The organism is Bacillus sp. FSL K6-1005 (assembly GCF_038000225.1).
In the GTDB taxonomy this organism is placed as follows: domain Bacteria; phylum Bacillota; class Bacilli; order Bacillales; family Bacillaceae; genus Bacillus; species Bacillus mojavensis.
Genome location: NZ_JBBOBP010000001.1, coordinates 2,906,811 through 2,923,663 on the forward strand (window position 1 = coordinate 2,906,811; position 16,853 = coordinate 2,923,663).

15 protein-coding genes and 3 pseudogenes are annotated in these 16,853 nt (G+C 41.6%); 7 read left to right on the forward strand and 11 right to left on the reverse strand.

Annotation, left to right across the window (positions count from 1 at the left end):
- Nucleotides 1-63: 63 nt before the first annotated feature.
- The 3 genes and pseudogenes from NST16_RS15055 (at nt 64) to NST16_RS15065 (ending at nt 1,842) form a co-directional block, all read left to right on the forward strand.
- Entirely contained in the window at nt 64-621 is a 558-nt protein-coding gene (locus NST16_RS15055) for a helix-turn-helix domain-containing protein (RefSeq protein WP_010333178.1), read from the forward strand.
- An 82-nt stretch (nt 622-703) separates the two neighbouring features.
- Nucleotides 704-1,197 (forward strand): annotated as a pseudogene (locus tag NST16_RS15060) (MarR family transcriptional regulator).
- Nucleotides 1,198-1,212: 15 nt separating this feature from the next.
- A complete protein-coding gene (locus NST16_RS15065) occupies nt 1,213-1,842 on the forward strand; it encodes a nitroreductase family protein (RefSeq protein WP_229150107.1) in 630 nt (209 codons plus the stop codon).
- Nucleotides 1,843-1,882: 40 nt separating this feature from the next.
- On the opposite strand, the gene NST16_RS15070 is transcribed toward NST16_RS15065, so the two are convergent.
- The 3 genes from NST16_RS15070 to NST16_RS15080 all read right to left on the reverse strand — a co-directional run bounded on the left by NST16_RS15070 (nt 1,883) and on the right by NST16_RS15080 (nt 5,428).
- Complete coding sequence (locus NST16_RS15070) at nt 1,883-2,173, reverse strand: SDR family oxidoreductase (RefSeq protein WP_340887354.1); 291 nt, start codon at nt 2,171-2,173, stop codon at nt 1,883-1,885.
- A 142-nt stretch (nt 2,174-2,315) separates the two neighbouring features.
- Nucleotides 2,316-4,973 carry an MMPL family transporter gene (locus NST16_RS15075; protein WP_340887356.1) on the reverse strand — a complete coding sequence of 886 codons (2,658 nt, stop codon included), beginning with the start codon at nt 4,971-4,973 and terminating at the stop codon, nt 2,316-2,318.
- Nucleotides 4,970-5,428 (reverse strand): MarR family transcriptional regulator, encoded by a 459-nt coding sequence (locus NST16_RS15080; RefSeq protein WP_340888383.1) that lies wholly within the window; start codon nt 5,426-5,428, stop codon nt 4,970-4,972. Before NST16_RS15080 ends, NST16_RS15075 begins: the two co-directional genes overlap by 4 nt.
- 166 nt (nt 5,429-5,594) lie before the next feature.
- Here NST16_RS15080 and dinB point away from each other — a divergent pair, with 166 nt between their 5' ends.
- From dinB to abc-f, 3 genes are all read left to right on the forward strand, one after another.
- A complete protein-coding gene (gene dinB / locus NST16_RS15085; RefSeq protein ID WP_340887358.1) occupies nt 5,595-6,104 on the forward strand; it encodes a damage-inducible protein DinB in 510 nt (169 codons plus the stop codon).
- 188 nt (nt 6,105-6,292) lie between these two features.
- Nucleotides 6,293-7,669 carry an amino acid permease gene (locus tag NST16_RS15090; RefSeq protein WP_010333171.1) on the forward strand — a complete coding sequence of 459 codons (1,377 nt, stop codon included), beginning with the start codon at nt 6,293-6,295 and terminating at the stop codon, nt 7,667-7,669.
- Nucleotides 7,670-8,007: 338 nt separating this feature from the next.
- On the forward strand, nt 8,008-9,642 hold the full coding sequence (gene abc-f / locus NST16_RS15095) for a ribosomal protection-like ABC-F family protein (protein ID WP_340887360.1): 1,635 nt from the start codon (nt 8,008-8,010) through the stop codon (nt 9,640-9,642).
- 317 nt (nt 9,643-9,959) lie between these two features.
- Here abc-f and NST16_RS15100 read toward each other — a convergent pair whose 3' ends face one another.
- From NST16_RS15100 to NST16_RS15125, 6 genes and pseudogenes are all read right to left on the reverse strand, one after another.
- A complete protein-coding gene (locus NST16_RS15100; RefSeq protein WP_340887361.1) occupies nt 9,960-10,433 on the reverse strand; it encodes a GNAT family N-acetyltransferase in 474 nt (157 codons plus the stop codon).
- Nucleotides 10,434-11,023: 590 nt separating this feature from the next.
- The gene (locus NST16_RS15105; protein WP_010333167.1) at nt 11,024-11,362 is read right to left on the reverse strand and encodes a thioredoxin family protein; all 339 of its coding nucleotides are present in this window, start codon (nt 11,360-11,362) and stop codon (nt 11,024-11,026) included.
- A gap of 184 nt (nt 11,363-11,546) precedes the next feature.
- Nucleotides 11,547-11,936: a DoxX family protein gene (locus NST16_RS15110; protein ID WP_340887363.1), complete on the reverse strand. Its 390-nt coding sequence runs from the start codon at nt 11,934-11,936 to the stop codon at nt 11,547-11,549.
- A gap of 126 nt (nt 11,937-12,062) precedes the next feature.
- Complete coding sequence (locus NST16_RS15115; protein ID WP_340887365.1) at nt 12,063-13,007, reverse strand: ring-cleaving dioxygenase; 945 nt, start codon at nt 13,005-13,007, stop codon at nt 12,063-12,065.
- 26 nt (nt 13,008-13,033) lie between these two features.
- Complete coding sequence (locus NST16_RS15120) at nt 13,034-13,654, reverse strand: nitroreductase family protein (protein WP_010333164.1); 621 nt, start codon at nt 13,652-13,654, stop codon at nt 13,034-13,036.
- 303 nt (nt 13,655-13,957) lie between these two features.
- Nucleotides 13,958-14,143 (reverse strand): annotated as a pseudogene (locus tag NST16_RS15125) (PLP-dependent aminotransferase family protein); the annotation flags it as partial.
- On the opposite strand from NST16_RS15125, the pseudogene NST16_RS20870 reads away from it, so the two are divergent.
- Nucleotides 14,133-14,254: pseudogene (locus NST16_RS20870) on the forward strand (MBL fold metallo-hydrolase); the annotation flags it as partial. The pseudogenes NST16_RS15125 and NST16_RS20870 overlap by 11 nt on opposite strands.
- A gap of 86 nt (nt 14,255-14,340) precedes the next feature.
- On the opposite strand, the gene NST16_RS15130 reads toward NST16_RS20870, so the two are convergent.
- Both NST16_RS15130 and pdxR read right to left on the reverse strand, forming a co-directional pair.
- Entirely contained in the window at nt 14,341-15,114 is a 774-nt protein-coding gene (locus NST16_RS15130) for a GNAT family N-acetyltransferase (protein WP_340887366.1), read from the reverse strand.
- A 207-nt stretch (nt 15,115-15,321) separates the two neighbouring features.
- Nucleotides 15,322-16,770, reverse strand: coding sequence for a MocR-like pyridoxine biosynthesis transcription factor PdxR (gene pdxR, locus NST16_RS15135; RefSeq protein ID WP_340887368.1), 1,449 nt, complete (start codon nt 16,768-16,770; stop codon nt 15,322-15,324).
- Between the last annotated feature and the right edge of the window lie 83 nt (nt 16,771-16,853).

A 16,853-nucleotide genomic window follows, 5' to 3' on the forward strand; every position in this document is an offset into this window, starting at 1 on the left:
AGTATATAAGAGCTGATTTTAATGTGCTATAATAAAGCGAATATGACGTAAGGAGATACATGTATGGATGATATCCAAGCCATTATCGCAAAGAATCTTGCCAAACTCAGAAAAAGCAGAAACCTGACTCTTGATCAAGTTTCTGAGTTAACAGGCGTCAGCAAAGCGATGCTCGGACAAATTGAGAAAGAAAAATCGACCCCGACTGTCACCACTCTCTGGAAGATCGCAAATGGGCTGCAAGTATCTTTTTCTGTTTTTCTGAAAGAAGACAAGCCGAAAGTAAGAAAAATTAATCTCAAAGATATTGAACCTGTTACGGATAATGAAGAAAACTACATCGTTTACCCCTTTTTTCCCTACAATCCTGAAACAAAGTTTGAAATTTATGTTGTCGATCTAAAACCGGGGTGCATACATGAAGCAAAAACACATTTAGGAGAAGAATACATTTTAATTAAAGAGGGCGAGTTAACCGTCAATCTGCAGGACCAGAAGCATACGCTTGTTTCCGGAGACGCCTTGCAGTTTACGGGATCCACACCGCACAGCTACATCAATTCATCACAGGAAACGGCCAGCTTTTTTCTGCTGATGTTTTATCCTGAGCCGCAAGGATAACAAGAACCTCCCAACTTATATGTTGGGAGGTTTTTCAAATGTGCAAAAGGCTTGCAAATTGAAATCAATCGTTGTATATTAATTGACGTGTCAATCATTGATATATCAATTATTTTTTTGACAAGAAAGAAGGGATGGGTTTTGGCATCATTTTGTTCTGAGGAAGCCGAGATTTTATATCAGCTGCAAGGCGTGAACAAAGTGATTGGCGTGAAGTTCGAGGCATGCACGGGCATCAGCCAATCTCGTTTGGAATTGCTGACATTGCTTTATCATGCGGATGAGATTAGTCAAAGCGACCTTCAAAAGAAAGTCAATATCGATAGCGCGGCCGTCACAAGACACCTAAAACAGCTTGAAGCAAAAGGCATGGTATCAAGACGGCGCAAGCCCGAAGACAATCGGATTACCCTTGTGCGGTTAACAGATCAAGGAAGAAAACGAATCGAGTCTTCTAAGAAAGAAAAGGAGCGTTTCATGAAAGAAATGCTCGCTAATGTAAGTGCTGAAGAGCGCCGCGTGCTTATTGATGTGCTTGGGCGCATGCGAAACAACATAGATAATATCGAAGCTTAAAAGGAGTGTATCAACATGATTAAAACAAACGATTTTATGGAGATTATGAAAGGACGCCGTTCCATTCGCAATTATGATCCGACAGTGAAAATCAGCAAAGAAGAAATGACAGAAATCCTAGAGGAAGCTACAACTGCACCATCCTCTGTCAACGCGCAGCCATGGCGTTTTCTCGTCATCGACAGCCCGGAAGGAAAAGAGAAGCTCGCGCCGCTAGCAAGCTTTAACCAAACACAGGTCACAACTTCATCTGCCGTCATCGCTGTTTTTGCAGACATGAACAATGCAGACTATTTAGAAGACATTTATTCAAAAGCCGTTGAGCTCGGTTACATGCCGCAGGAGGTAAAAGACAGACAAATCGCTGCCCTGACTGCTCATTTTGAAAAGCTTCCTGCACAGGTAAACCGTGAAACGATCCTGATTGACGGCGGCCTTGTTTCTATGCAGCTTATGCTGACTGCACGCGCGCATGGCTATGACACAAACCCGATCGGCGGCTACGATAAAGAAAACATCGCGGAAGCCTTCGGATTAGACAAAGAGCGTTATGTGCCTGTTATGCTTCTTTCTATCGGAAAAGCTGCGGACGAAGGATACGCATCCTACCGTCTGCCGATTGATACCATTGCAGAATGGAAATAATACAAAGCTCCCAAGAATGACTCTTGGGAGCTTTTTCATTTTAGATAAATCCGCCATGCACACGGATCGTCTGGCCTGTGATCCATTGGGATTTTTCGCTCACCAAAAAGTCAATCACATTTGCGATATCCTCCGGTTCGCCAATGCAGTCGACTTGTTCGGTCCTTCTAGCTGCTGCTCGGTTTTGCCTCATGAAACAGCTCGGTGTTCTCTGGCCCTTGTGCAACCGCATTAATGGTGATTTGTTTCCGGCTAATTCTTTGGCTAGCTGACGGGCGAATTGCTCAACCGCGCCTTTTGTTCCCGCATATACGCTGTACGCAGGAGACATTTGCCTGACAACAGATGCAGAAAAGTTGAGGCTTTCCCCCCTTCCCCTCCATGTATTTCATCGCTTGCTGACAGACGAAAAACGGCCTCTTCCATCTACAAAAAAGAGTGATGAACAAATGAATTGTCACCACTCTTTTTTTCTATTCTATATTTTTCTTTCTGCCAAACGGCCACCAGTTTCCTTCTCCAAATGTCACAATGATTGCCGGCATCAAGAGCGGAAGAATGACAAGGCCGTAAAGCAGCAGCCCGATAATGATGACACTTGCCACCTGCATCAGCGTATTGACGCCTGATGGCATCATCGCCGCGAATGTACCGGCCAAAATAATAGCCGCGGTGATGATGACAGAGCCCATTTTGCTCATTGACCTGATGACACCTTGATGAATGCCAAGGTGCACCTCTTCCTTAAATCGGTCCAGCAAGAAGATCGAATAATCTACGCCTAACGCGATCAATATGACAAAACTGAAGAACGGTACTGCCCAGCTGACGCCGGCGTTACCTAAGCCGTTTACAAAAATTAATTCTGTTAAGGATATCGACGTATAATACGTCAGCAGCAGTGACGCGATCATATAAATCGGCATGATCATGGAGCGGAACAAAATCGTTAACACAATAAACAGGCCAATAATCATGATCACCATTGTTCTGGAGAAGTCCGTTGTGGAAAGCTCTTTTAAGTCAGCATTCACACTCGTGACCCCGCCGTATACGATCTGTGCATCCTCGAGAGGAGTGCCGTCCACTTCGTTTGCTACAGCTTTTTTAATTTGGTTTATTGTTGTAATGGCTTGTTCTGAATAAGGATTAGAATCCAAGACGACGCTTAATTGCACGCCTTTGCCGTCTTCAAAGGAATATTGGTCGATTGACTTCTTAAAGTCTTTATCCTTCATGACTTGATCAGGAATGAATATCCCTGTATCCCTTACGGTTGAGCTTTTGCTCATGTCCTCTAACATATCACTGGAAGCTGTCATGCCGTCAGAGATTTTCGTCAGGCCATCATTTGCACTCTTCACGCCCCCTGCAAGCTTCTTCAGGCTTTCTGTCAGTGTTCCAGCTTGCGCCTGCTGGCCTGAGATCTGCTGGTTCGCTTGTTCAAGTCCGGTTTGAATCTGTCCAAGCTGTCCGCTGATTGCCGTAAGCTGCTGCACGGTCTGTGCAGTATTGCCGGTTTGGGAAATCTGTTTACTTACGAGCTGCAGCTGCTGATTGATTTTGCCCAATCCGTCTGCCGCATCGCCCAGTGAACCGCCGGAGCTGCTATTTGAGTTTGAGCCAGTTTGACCCGCCATTTGATTCAACCCGTTTTCGATATCAGTTAAACCGCTTTGGACATCGGCAATTCCTTTTACCGTCTTATCTAGCCCGTCTGAAACCGAGCCTAGCTGTTTATCAATATATAAATCTTTGATTTTTTCACCAGTCGGCTGCGTGATGGTCAAGACAGAGTCAACATGCTCGACTTTCTCAATCGCTTTGCTGATATTTCCGAGATAAGGGATTGTATCAGCTGTTGTGAGATCTTTGTCTCCTTTTATGACAACATTGATCGGGAACGCTTTCCCTTCACCGAATCCATCCTTGATGGCCTCGAGAGCTTTTACTGATTTATAATCGCTGCTGATTTCCGCAGTCGCATCGAAGGAAATCTGGTCATCATAGGTCAAAATAAACGGAAGCGTGATAAACACCGTGATGACAATAAACAGAAACGGACGCATAACGGAATGTCTGCCGAGAAACGCCCATAATTTGTTGTCACTGTGCGACAGCACTTTCTTAGAAGGCCAAAATAATTTTTCACCCAGCGTTACCATAAATAATGGCAGCAGTGTATAGAGAATGATCATTAAGATCCCTACACCGACTGCGACTCCTACTGCGGATTGGAAAATCGCAAACTTCGCAAATCCTAAGGCGGAAAAACCGACCAATACCGCAAATCCACTGATAAATAAGGTTTTTCCTCCTGTACGGTAAGCGATAAGCGCCGCTTCTTTTTTATCATGCCCGTTTGCTAACTCTTCACGGAATCGGGTAAGAAGCAGAATGCAGTAATCTGTTCCGATGCCGAACAGGATGGCAACTAAGAAGGTTTGCGTAAACGTCGAGATCGGAAAATCCACATTGTATACAAGGATGCCCAGTATAGATTGACTAATCAGATAAGAGAAACCGACAACTACAATCGGGATAAAAGGGGTCACTACAGATCGGAACACAATCAGCAGTAAACCGATGATCAAGCAGACTGTGATCACTTCCGTTTTCTTGAGCCCTTCTTCTGAGCTATGAGCGAAATCCTGATTGATGAGAGAGGCTCCCGTAATATATGCAGTCAAATCATTAGGAACGATTTTATAGATGTCATCCGCGATTTTTTCCGCTTTTTTATCAGAGCCTGTAATCGTGACAGGAATGAGAATCGTTTTCTTGTCTTTTGAAATCAATTGGTCTTTGACTTCTTTTTCTGCTGTTAGAGGAGACGTTACTTCTTCTACACCGTGGATCTTTTTGACTTTATCAATCATTGTCCTGAGCTGATCCTCTGTTTCTTTCTTCAAAGCGTGGTCTAATGTAAAGACGATACTGAGCGAATTATTGTCTTCGCCCGCTTGTTTTAAAATCGCATTTGCTCTTTCTGAAACCGCATCAGCAGGAAGCTGGGCCTGCCCCTTTTGATTGGCCAGCTCCGTTAAGTTCGGAGAAAACAAACTCAATACGACGGTAAGTGCTAATATAGCTGCTGCAATGGCCCACTTGAATTTGATGATTGCTCTCATTCTGCAGAATCTCCTCCTTTAAATTTGCTTTTTAGAATGGTGAATATCTCTATGATAGAATTTAAGTGTTTCTCATCTATATCATCGATCAGCTCTTTGAGAGCATTAAAAATGGCTGAATCTAATTCTTCCAGTATGGTTTCACCGCTGGCTGTGATGTTAATAAGCTTAGAGCGCTTATCACTTTTTGCCGGACAGTCATCCCATTCAACCAATCCCTTATCGATCAGCTTTTTCAGCCTGTTCGAAATCGCGCTTTTATGTACATTTTGATACATGGCCAGGCTGCCGGGAGACGTTGGGCCCTTGACTTTTAAAATTTTTAACAGGTCTGCCTGCTCCCTTGAGATATTCTTGAAGACATCCTGATTGATTTCACGATGCACAAACTCTGTCCCTTCAAGTAATACTTCTACAAACAGGTTTATCGCCTGACATAGCTTTTGTTCATTCAACATCTGCCCCTCCTCACTATAGTTTACCCCTCTAAACTTTATGACCGATGTCAATTAGTTTATTGCCCTAAACTATGTCTGTCAACATATTTTATTCACGAACACGACAACAAGAACACTCGTTCGTGTATAATAGATTCTATAAACGCGAAAGGGGAAAATTAACATGTCGGATTTTTCGTTAAAATTGTATGAATATAACGTCTGGGCCAATCAGCAAATATTCAACCGATTAAAAGAGCTTCCAAAAGAGGTGTACCACCAAGAAGTTCAAAGCGTGTTTCCATCGATATCGCATGTGTTGTCTCATGTTTATCTTTCTGATCTCGGCTGGATGGAAGTGTTTTCCGGCCAAAGCATGACCGATGCTTTGGCGTTAGCTGAACAACTTAAAGAACAGACAGAAGCAAAAGAAATGGAGGAAATGGAAGCCCAGTTTCTTACATTATCGGAGCGTTATACATTATTTTTACAGCAAAAAGAACAGCTCAATAAGCCCCTCCAGATTATAAATCCCTCAGGCGGAATCATGAAAACGACTGTTTATGAGCTGGTTCCCCACGTTGTGAATCACGGGACATACCACCGCGGCAACATAACAGCGATGCTGCATCAGATAGGGTACGCATCTGCTCCGACTGATTATGGGCTTTATCTGTATATGAAAAAAGCATAAAATGGCGTAAACAAAAGCGGCTCCCACAATTGAGCCGCTTTTTTCGTATCATGTGAAGCATCGATAAACCTTAAAATTTCCTTCCATATTTCCTGTATAGTAAAAAAGATCGAAATTTTAGTGTTATAATAATCATTAAAAATATATTGCTGACTCAATAAACAATTTTCAATGGAGGAACACACAAAGTGACAGACGACATGACGAAAGACAATATAAATCAGCAAAAATTGGAAAGAGGCCTGAAAAACAGGCACATCCAGCTCATCGCCATCGGCGGGGCCATTGGAACGGGCTTATTTCTCGGCTCAGGAAAATCCATTCATTTTGCCGGACCGTCGATTCTATTTGCTTACATGATCACAGGGATCATTTGCTTTTTGATTATGAGATCTCTGGGTGAACTGCTGCTATCAAATTTGAACTATCACTCTTTTGTTGATTTTGTACAAGACTATTTAGGCGATATGGCAGCCTTTATCACCGGCTGGACTTATTGGTTCTGCTGGATTTCGATTGCAATGGCTGATCTGACAGCCGTCGGGCTCTACACTCAATATTGGCTCCCTGGTGTGCCGCAATGGGTGCCCGGCTTAATCGCTCTGATTATTTTACTGATTATGAACTTGGCAACCGTCAAGCTTTTTGGAGAATTAGAATTTTGGTTTGCTTTAATTAAAGTCATTGCCATTTTGGCGCTGATCGTCATTGGCCTTGTCATGATCTTTAAAGGTTTTTCCACAAGCTCAGGCGTCTCCAGTTTCACAAATCTCTGGAGCCACGGAGGTATGTTTCCAAATGGCATGCACGGGTTTATCCTGTCGTTCCAGATGGTTGTATTTGCCTTTGTCGGCATTGAGCTGGTCGGACTAACAGCCGGTGAAACAGAAAACCCTGAAAAAGTCATCCCTAAGGCGATCAACAATATCCCTGTCCGGGTGCTGCTTTTCTATATCGGTGCTCTTCTCGTGATTATGAGCATCTATCCATGGGATGTCATCAACCCTAGCGAAAGCCCATTCGTACAGGTGTTTGTCGCGGTTGGCATCGTCGGGGCAGCAAGCATTATCAACTTTGTTGTATTAACGTCAGCTGCCTCAGCCTGCAACAGTGCTGTATTTAGTACAAGCCGAATGGTCTATTCACTGGCGAAAGATAAGAATGCGCCGGAATCAATGGCAAAACTGACACCGCGCAAGGTACCGAGAAATGCATTGTTCTTTTCAGCTATTGTGATTTTAATCGGTGTCACATTGAACTACATCATGCCGGAAGGCGTATTTACCTTGATCACAAGTATTTCCACCGTATGTTTTATCTATATTTGGGGAATTACTGTTATCTGCCATATGAAATACCGTAAAACAAGACCTGAATTGGCGAAAGCAAACAAATTTAAGCTGCCGCTTTATCCATTTACGAATTACTTAATTTTGGCGTTCCTGGCGTTTGTCCTTGTTGTACTGGCATTAGCACAGGATACTCGGGTTTCCTTATTTGTTACACCGGTTTGGTTTATTTTGCTGATTGTGATTTATAAAGTAAGAAAATTAAAGCAGCAATAACCCTCTTACAGCTCCTGCCCTCAGAAATGAGAGCAGGAGCTTTTTTAATTGAATATCCAGAGGAGTTCCAATTTTTCTTTGCTCAAATTGAAAAATATGCTATATTGTTTGTAATAAATTGAGAAGGGATGATGGGTGGACAATGATTAACTAATCTTATTTTTCACGTTTGAAATTGTATATTTCAAATCATAAAAAATAGGATTAGTCTGCCCATTTTCTATATACGTAAGCGCTATTTATGAAGAATAGCTTATTTCATCATGGCAAAGGCACGGCTAATCCTTCCAAAACATTTGGGAGGATTTTCTTGTTCTCCCTTAAAGCGAGGGATATAGATGAAAGAACAATTAAAACTTACAAACGTCAGCTATGAAGTGAACGATCTTACCATTTTTAATCACATACATGCAAGCGTTCAGCAAGGCGATATCATTGGGATTATCGGTAAAAATGGAGCTGGAAAATCGACACTGCTTCACCTGATCAACAAGGACTTAACTCCGTCACAAGGACAAATCCAATGGATGCAGCACGGCTTAAAAAAGGTGCTGGTTGAACAGGAGACTGAATCGTATTCCTTTGAGAATCAGACACCTGCCGAAGTGAAACTGCTGGAGAAATGGCATGTGCCAGCCCGTGATTTCAGCCAGTTAAGCGGCGGAGAAAAACTGAAAGCACGGCTGGCAAAAGGACTATCAGAGGATGCAGATCTTTTCCTGCTAGATGAACCGACAAACCATCTTGATGACATAAGCCTGCAATTTCTCATTCAACAGCTGAAAAATGTTAGCGGCACTGTCATTCTCGTTTCGCACGATCGGTATTTCTTAGATGAAGTTGCCACGAAAATATGGTCAATCGAAGGCCACACGCTGACTGAATATAAAGGGAATTACTCTGGTTACATGAAGTTCCGGAAAGAGAAAAGACTGGCACAGCAACGTGAATATGAAAAACAGCAGAAAATGATTGAACGGATTGAAGCACAAATGACAGAACTCACTTCATGGTCGAAAAAAGCCCACGCACAATCGACGAAAAAGGAAGGGTTTAAAGAATACCATCGTGTAAAAGCAAAGCGCACAGATGCCCAGATCAAATCGAAACAAAAGCGGCTTGAAAAAGAACTCGAAAAAACAAAGGCTGAACCTGTCGATCCGGAATATACTGTTCGTTTTTCAATTGATACAGCTCATAAAACAGGAAAACGGTTTTTGGAGGTTCAAAACCTGACGAAGTCATTTGGTGAAAAGACACTGTTTCAAAACGCCCGCTTTACGATTCAGCACGGAGAAAAGGTTGCCATTACAGGCCCAAACGGCAGCGGAAAAACAACCTTATTGAAAGTCATTCTTGGACAGGAAACGGCAGAGGGAAAGGTATGGATATCACCATCTGCAAAAATCGGTTATTTAACACAGGAAGTATTTGATTTGCCTTTAGCACAAACACCGGAGGAGTTATTTTATCAAGACACGTTCAAGGCGAGAGGAAACGTGCAGAATATCATGACGCAATTGGGATTTACAGCTTCTCAATGGACAGAACCAATTCAACATATGAGTATGGGTGAGCGTGTAAAGTGCAAGCTGATGGCATATATCTTAGAGGAAAAAGACGTGCTGATATTAGATGAACCGACCAATCACCTCGACCTGCCGTCACGCGAACAGCTGGAAGAAACACTGTCACAATACAGCGGCACACTGATTGTGGTATCACACGACCGTTATTTTCTTGAGAAAACAACGAACAGTAAACTCGTTATTTCAGACAATGGCATCGAAAAGCAATTGAAGGACGTTCCTTCAGAAAGGAATGACCGGGAAGAGCTTCGTTTAAAGCTAGAGACAGAAAGACAAGAAGTGCTGGGAAAGCTTAGTTTTATGACGCCAAATGATAAAGGGTACAAGGAGCTTGATCAGGCGTTCAATGAGCTTACGAAACGAATGAAAGAGCTGGATCAATAGTGTGTAAGGGATACCAAGGGCTGTTCGCCCTTGGTATTTTTTAAGCCTTCGCCAAAAGATAGAGCCTTTAATGACATTGCCTGCAAAAGGCTACATTTAGCACATGCTTCCGGGACTTAAAAAATCAATGATAGACGCCACTTCTTCTTCAACAACCTCAGACATCTCAATGATTTTGGAATTCCTCATGACTCTATCGATTCCCATGACCTTAGCGTCTCAAAGGAGGGAATAAAATACGCCGCGACGCTATCCAAGTAGTCATTGTCTTTTATCGGACTAAACGCGTCCGCTAAGCAGACCGGCATTTTCACCTGCTAGCACAGCTGTTTCCGCATACGTATGTTGGTCATGGCATATCCCATCTTCTGATAGAGATGGACGGCTGTCTCGTTGTGCGCAAACACATGAAGCGCAAGTCTTTCCACGCCCATCTCTCTTGCTCTTCCATCCAGCGTTTGAAGCGCCAATTGAGCCAGCCCTTTTCCGCGATAGGCTTCATATAATCCAAAGGAATAAATAAACGCTTCCTTTTGTGGATGGAGCGGATCAGCATATAGCCAGAGCCAGCCTATCCTTTCCCCTTGTTCATTTGTAATGTTCCAAAAGGTGTGATTGCTGCTGTTTCGTCCATCCGGAATCATTTTCTCATATGCTTGCTCCGATTTCTCAATCGCCTCTTTTTCTGTCCAAGTTCCCGACGCTATGTTTTGTTTCGCATAATTTTGCACGGACATCCCGCGAAATGCTTTAAACTCTTCCACAGTCATATCTTCCAAAGTTAACGCCATCCTGTATTCCTCCTTATAAAAAAAGTCCAGCCAATGCCGGACACTCACCGCGTACAAATGAAAAGCTCTTCAATAACCCGTTTTAAGCCTCTGACTCTCTATCATTCGATAAGAGAAAAAGATTTCCTGCAAACCAGTATAAAAGACTGTAGGGATATAAGAGAAAAAATGCATCATCTTTAAAAATGCAATGGCCCTGCCGCGGCGAAAAGTTTTTGGTCCATGATGCTGTGAACCGCCTCTGCCCTTGTGACGATCCCCACGATGATGCTCTTCTTTCTTAAATATCTTTACTCTTCATTAATAAAGCCCCCTTCCTACATTATTTGAATATTACATTTCTAAAAAATCAAAAAGGATGCTACACCTTGTAACACCCTTTTTTGCTTCACTTATTGGTTTGTTTAGAAATGATGTGATGTTTCTATGCAAGCCCAATGATATTCTACTAGATGACGGCTGAAGATATGATGAAATGAGGAAATCATTTATATCCCCTGATTGATCCTCATGTATGATACAGAACATCTTGATTCATTTGCTCCAGCCCCATTTCAGAGAGCTCCTTTTCATTTGGAAAGCGTAAAGCTTTATTCATCTTCATATAAACGATAAACCCTTTTCAGCCTTTCTTCGAGCTGTTCAAAATGAACAAAACGAGCTTCTCTCAGAAACTCAGTCCCATCGATAAACAAAAGAAGCACAGGGACGGTGAAGACCGAAAATCGGCCGGCGACCTCTTCTACATCGTCAGCATTGATATGCCCCAATGTGATGTTTGGAAACTGATCCAATAATATTCTGAGCTGCGGCAGAACAGCATGACATACTGTACAGCCGGGTCTTGATATATAGATAAAACTGAATTGATGCTGCTTAATAAAATGCTCTATAGCATCTAATGAATGTAATTCTGTCATCTCTTTCATCCATTTACTCCTTCAAATTGGTCTATTTTTCATGACCAAGCATCGATACGTATCATTCACTATACACATTTATATTTATGATATCCGCTTTTTTGCTTTGCAGGGCACCTGCAAGTTTGCATGAAAATGGCAAAACAAAAGAACAGTTACCGCTTGCCAGTAACTGTTCTTACATACTTTCGTATTAAAAATGCAAAGCGTAAGCCCCTGAACCGATGAGTGCAACCCCGATGGAGACTGCAATCAACACCACGTTATATTCAAAACCGCCCGCGCCATTCGCAAATCCTTTCGCTCCATGGACTTTTACGATGGCACCGAACATAATGATCGTTATGATAGCAGCTCCAAGCGGGAGGAATACACCTAAAATAAATAAAATTCCGCTTACTAATTCCCCAAGACCTGATAAAGCGGCCGCGACGTTACCTGGTTTAACCCCAATTGATTCGAACCATTGTCCGGTTCCTTTAATCCCGTATCCGCCAAACCAGCCGAATAATTTTTGTGATCCATAAAACAGAAACACCACACCAATCATAATACGAATAAGCAATAGTCCTGCATCTTCCATTTTTATCTCTCCTTATTTTTGATGTAACATGATGTGCTGAAAGGCAGCACATCATGTTATTTACCTCCAGTAAATTCCAGCGGTCATCTGTTGAATATATGTCTCTTTATTTCTCTTCATGCGTTATTACAATCCGTCTAACTCTCTCACTTCAAACGGCAGCAGCCCTTGTTCAATTTGTGTTCGATGCGGTTCATACTGCACAGGCAGCATCAACCTTCCACCCATTGTTTCTGGTGATTCATCATGAGCAAAGCCCGGCGAATCAGTTGCGATTTCGAACAGGATTTCCCCATGTTCTCTGAAGTAAACCGCATTAAAATAATTTCTATCCTGAACAGGAGTCACACCGTATCCGTGAGAAGCAATATATCTTTGCCAATCTAATTGATCTTCGTCATCGCTAGCACGCCAAGCGATGTGATGCACCGTGCCGACTCCCATTTGTCCGCGGCCAATAGGCGTTAATTTAAGGTCAATCACATTTCCGATATCACCGGCAGAACGAAAACGAACGAAGTCTCCTTCCTTGCCGACTTGTTCCAGTCCCATGATATTTTCTAATAGCTCAGCGGTTTTATCAGGCTGTGCTGATAACAGGGTTGCACCGCCAAAGCCTTTAATGGCAACATCAGGTGTTATATCTCCAAACGTCCACGTATTGGCTTCTCCTTCTTCTCTTTCCACGATTTCTAAGTGCAGACCGTGCGGATCATCAAATTCTACATATTGTTCTCCAAAACGCTCGATTTTGGTGTATGGAACGTTGAACTTTTCAAGTCTCTTTTCCCAAAAAGCCATAGCTCCCTTCGGCACGACATAAGAAGTCACGCCAACTTGACCGTCCCCAATGATGCCTTTGCGGGCTCCTGCCCACGGAAAGAAGGTGATGATTGTTCCCGGCTTCCCGCCTTCATTTCCAAAATAAAGATGATACGTACCTGGATCATCAAAATTGACAGTTTGCTTGACCAATCGAAGCCCCAGGACTCCTGCGTAAAAATCTGCGTTCTCTTGAGGGTGACCGACAATTGCCGTAATATGATGTATTCCCATCGTTTTTTTAGCCATTTTTATCCACTCCTTTACATGTTCATTTAGATATACTCAACAAACTCATTCACAGGTTTCCGGTAACCGCGCGGCCTTCTGCTCTCTGTTTTTTCTTTCCCAATTGTAATCATCATGACAACCTCAAATTGATCATCTATATTCAAAATCCGTTTCACGGCTTCAGCATCAAAGCCGATCATAGGGCAGGTGTCCCAGCCCTTTTCCTTAGCACTCAGCATAAACATCATCGCAGAAAGTGAAGCATTCCTTATCGCCTCATCCCTCTTAAATTGTTCTCCCTTGCTTTCATAAAATGAAACGGTGTCTTGAACCATGTGGTCATACTCTTGCTTATTTAGCACCCCCAACACCTTTAATCCTTCATAGATGTCAGCCGCTTGCTGATATGCCTGCTTATCTCCTAATACCAAAAGAACCGCAGATGAGCTAAACACTTTATATTGTCCGTTTGCGGCCTGTTTCAGCTTTTCTTTTACACCCGGGTCTAGAACCGTCACATATTTTGTATGCTGTAAATTAAAAGCCGATGGAGCCAATGCAACCCATTCAAACATCTCATTAAGTTCTTCTTTCGTGATTGGATGATCTGATAGGAAGTTGCTTGCAGATCTTCTTTCTTTGACTAGCTGTGAAAATTCAGCCATTTACGCCACTCCTCTTTTATCTCGAATTCGAGATATTATTTTAAAAAAAATCACATTAGAAGGATTGAGATTCTATATACAAGCAGGTTTACGCTTGGTCATGGCTATTTATCTCGAATTAAAATATCTTGAATATGAGATAATAATAAAATATGGATGTTCAAATGTCAACAGTTTTTAAAAAATAGTGGAATTTTCCACTGAAGCTGATGTTAATTGGTGTGCCATCACCGCTTGTTTCATAAGAACCTATATGTTTGGTGTGTGATCTTTTAGCCCGGCTCCAACTTTTTTTCTTTCACCTTACTTCCTTGCCAATTCTTTAATCATCAAACCCAATTCATAAATCCCCTTTTGAAGGTCTTCAAGCGATGCATAAGCATGTGATAAGCGAACATAATTCCCTTTTTCCTGAGCATAGATACTGCTGAGATTGAAAAGAATCCCTTTTGATAAAGCTTTTATATAAAGGGATTTCATTGATATGGAGACTGTCAACCATTGGGCGTTATCTAGAGAAGAATTAAAAAACTTTATTCTTTAAAGGCATGTCATCTCATGTACCTGGTACCGGATGATGGCGAATCCTATTCATTTTAAAATGGAGAAAAGGGTCCATGTGGATAAACATGGTATTCTCCGTCAGCTTGGTGCTTAAGAAAAGACCCTTCCTAAGAAGGGTTTTTTTAACCTGATTTTTTAAAAAAGATGGAGTATTTGGTTGATATCTTAAATCCTAGTTTTTTTGCTAAATGAATAGATGACTTGTTGCTGACATCACAATCCCAGCTAGGGGTGACGCCTTTTTCGAGACAATCATTTATAAAGGTACTCCCAGCAATATAAGCGAACCCCATCCCTCTATATTCTTCGCTTGTATAGATATCCATTTCCGCATGATCGCCGCCTAGAAATATGGAAGTGCACTCACTGACAACATGATTGTCATACAAAACAGCGAATCCAAATCCGTTTTTTAAAAAATTCGAGACTGAACCCCAATACTCCTCATAATAAGCTTTATGAAATTCAGTGCTGGTTGTAATGATATCTTCATTTATTCTTTTTAATGTAAATCCCTTTGGAAGCTGAAAAGCCTTTTTGGCAGAAATTTGTTGAGAAAGCGCATATCGCATCATTTGGTTCAATTCATCACGCAATACAGTTTTTATTACGCTGTCCCATGAACGATTGGGAGAATACAGCGTAAATCTTTTTTTGGATTCTGCTCTCTTTTTGTGTAATTCAACGATACATTCGTTGACATTTTGATTCCTTTCATCCCCTGCAACATAATAAATTCCTGAACTGGTTCCTATCAGAAATGATTGATCATCTGCATAAACAACTCCTGGAATGGTTTGTTCTAATATTGAATAAACAAATGTCGGGCAACATGTTTCTTTATGATGGATCAATGCTTTGACATCACTATATTGTTCTTTCTTTACCTCCTGCAAACTGTACCCTCCTGTCACTTTCTCTCTTTTATTCTATCCATAAAAGCATTCCCCTCTTTTAAGGGACACTTCTGTTTTTTAGAACAGCCCAGTAAGATGAGGAGATACCTACTCCTCTACATATTCATCTTACATTTCTAAGAACGCATAAAAATAAAAACATACCAACATTGCTTGATAGATAGGTTCTCAACATTGAATGCATATTTATTTACTTGCAAGTTCCTTAATGATCAAACTTAATTCATAAATTCCCTTTTGGAGATCTTCAAGGGATGCATAAGCGTATGACAAGCGAATATAATTCCCTTTTTCCTGAGCATAGATACTGCCAAGATTGAGAAGAATCCCTTTTGTTAAGGCTTTTTTATAAAGTAATTTCATAGATATCGAAGGCAAAATTTTTAACCAAATAAAGAATCCCCCTTTTGGAATAGTCCAAACAGCTGCATTCTTCATATTGGTTTCTAAAGCGCTCGTAACAAATTGCCTTCTTATCTTTAATTGATGTCTCACACGTTCTAAATGCCGCTGATATTGGCCAGATGTGAACCATTCCGCCGCAACTCTTTGAGATAACGAACTGGATCCGTAATCTGTCTGCATTTTAATGTCAGATAAACGTTCAATCACTGGTTCCGGTCCGACTATCCATCCAATCCTTAAGCCGGGGCTTAACGTTTTCGATAAACTTCCTACATATAGCACATGGCCGTTTTTATCTATTGTTTTAATAGGATATGGCGGGTTTTCATCTATCCACAGCTCACGATATATATCATCTTCAATAATGGGAAGCTGTGTTTCCTCGCTTGCTGCAAGGATTTCTTTCCGCCGCTCTTCTGACATTAAGATACCAGTCGGATTATGAAAACAAGGGTTTGTATATAATATGGCTCTCCCCCGCTCTCCCTTTGTCATATGAATATGGTTTGGCAAAAGCCCCTCTTTATCCATAGGAAGTCCGGTCAGATTCATTCCGGCTGATTGAAATACATGTAATGAATAAAGATAAGATGGCTGATCAAGAAAAACAGTTGATCCTCTTTGCAAAAGCCCCATTGATATAAGCTGTAAGGCTTGCAGTGCTCCTGAAACAATAAGAATGGATGAAGGAGAAGCCTGAATCCCGATTGTTTTTAAATAAACACTCAATGCCTTTCTTAAGGGTAAGTATCCTTTTGGTTCCTCATATCCGAACGCCTCTATATTTTGAGATACCTTGCCCATAATCTCTTTCATAGCAGACAAAGGAAAAATTTCATTTGAAAGTTCTCCTTTGCTGAGCTGTATAAGATCGGAATTTGATTCTGATTTATTGATCTCTTGAACAATTCTTCGGCTTGGCTGCTGGATTCCAGAAGTTACATATTTCTCCCAATTAGGTGCAGAATTCTTAGCTAACAGTGTCCAAGTATTGTTGATGACAACTGTCCCTTTACCCATTCTGCCTTCAATCAATCCATCTGCCATCAATTCCTCTAACGCTGTGATAACAGTGCTTCGATTTACCTGAAATTCTTTTGCAAGCGTTCGCTGACTAGGAATCTTACTTCCAATCGGCCATTCTCCATTTCCTATTTTCTCTTTTATATAGTCAATGATTTGTAAGTACTTAGGAAGCTTTCTATTCGTTTTTTCTTCTGTAAAGCTCATCAAAAGCAGTCTCCTTCTACTAAGTGGTTGGGTCATAAATTGCGTAACTGGTTGAAGTCATTTTATCAAATCTCTATTAGTAT

Coding starts and splice junctions, on each gene's coding strand:
- NST16_RS15065 (WP_229150107.1), top strand. CDS start 1,213: ATGATTAAAACAAACGATTTTATGGAGATTATGAAAGGACGCCGTTCC.
- NST16_RS15100 (WP_340887361.1), bottom strand. CDS start 10,433: ATGGCGTTAACTTTGGAAGATATGACTGTGGAAGAGTTTAAAGCATTT.
- NST16_RS15115 (WP_340887365.1), bottom strand. CDS start 13,007: ATGGCTAAAAAAACGATGGGAATACATCATATTACGGCAATTGTCGGT.
- NST16_RS15075 (WP_340887356.1), bottom strand. CDS start 4,973: ATGAGAGCAATCATCAAATTCAAGTGGGCCATTGCAGCAGCTATATTA.
- dinB (WP_340887358.1), top strand. CDS start 5,595: ATGTCGGATTTTTCGTTAAAATTGTATGAATATAACGTCTGGGCCAAT.
- NST16_RS15105 (WP_010333167.1), bottom strand. CDS start 11,362: ATGAAAGAGATGACAGAATTACATTCATTAGATGCTATAGAGCATTTT.
- NST16_RS15110 (WP_340887363.1), bottom strand. CDS start 11,936: ATGGAAGATGCAGGACTATTGCTTATTCGTATTATGATTGGTGTGGTG.
- pdxR (WP_340887368.1), bottom strand. CDS start 16,770: ATGAGCTTTACAGAAGAAAAAACGAATAGAAAGCTTCCTAAGTACTTA.
- NST16_RS15055 (WP_010333178.1), top strand. CDS start 64: ATGGATGATATCCAAGCCATTATCGCAAAGAATCTTGCCAAACTCAGA.
- NST16_RS15070 (WP_340887354.1), bottom strand. CDS start 2,173: ATGTCTCCTGCGTACAGCGTATATGCGGGAACAAAAGGCGCGGTTGAG.
- abc-f (WP_340887360.1), top strand. CDS start 8,008: ATGAAAGAACAATTAAAACTTACAAACGTCAGCTATGAAGTGAACGAT.
- NST16_RS15120 (WP_010333164.1), bottom strand. CDS start 13,654: ATGGCTGAATTTTCACAGCTAGTCAAAGAAAGAAGATCTGCAAGCAAC.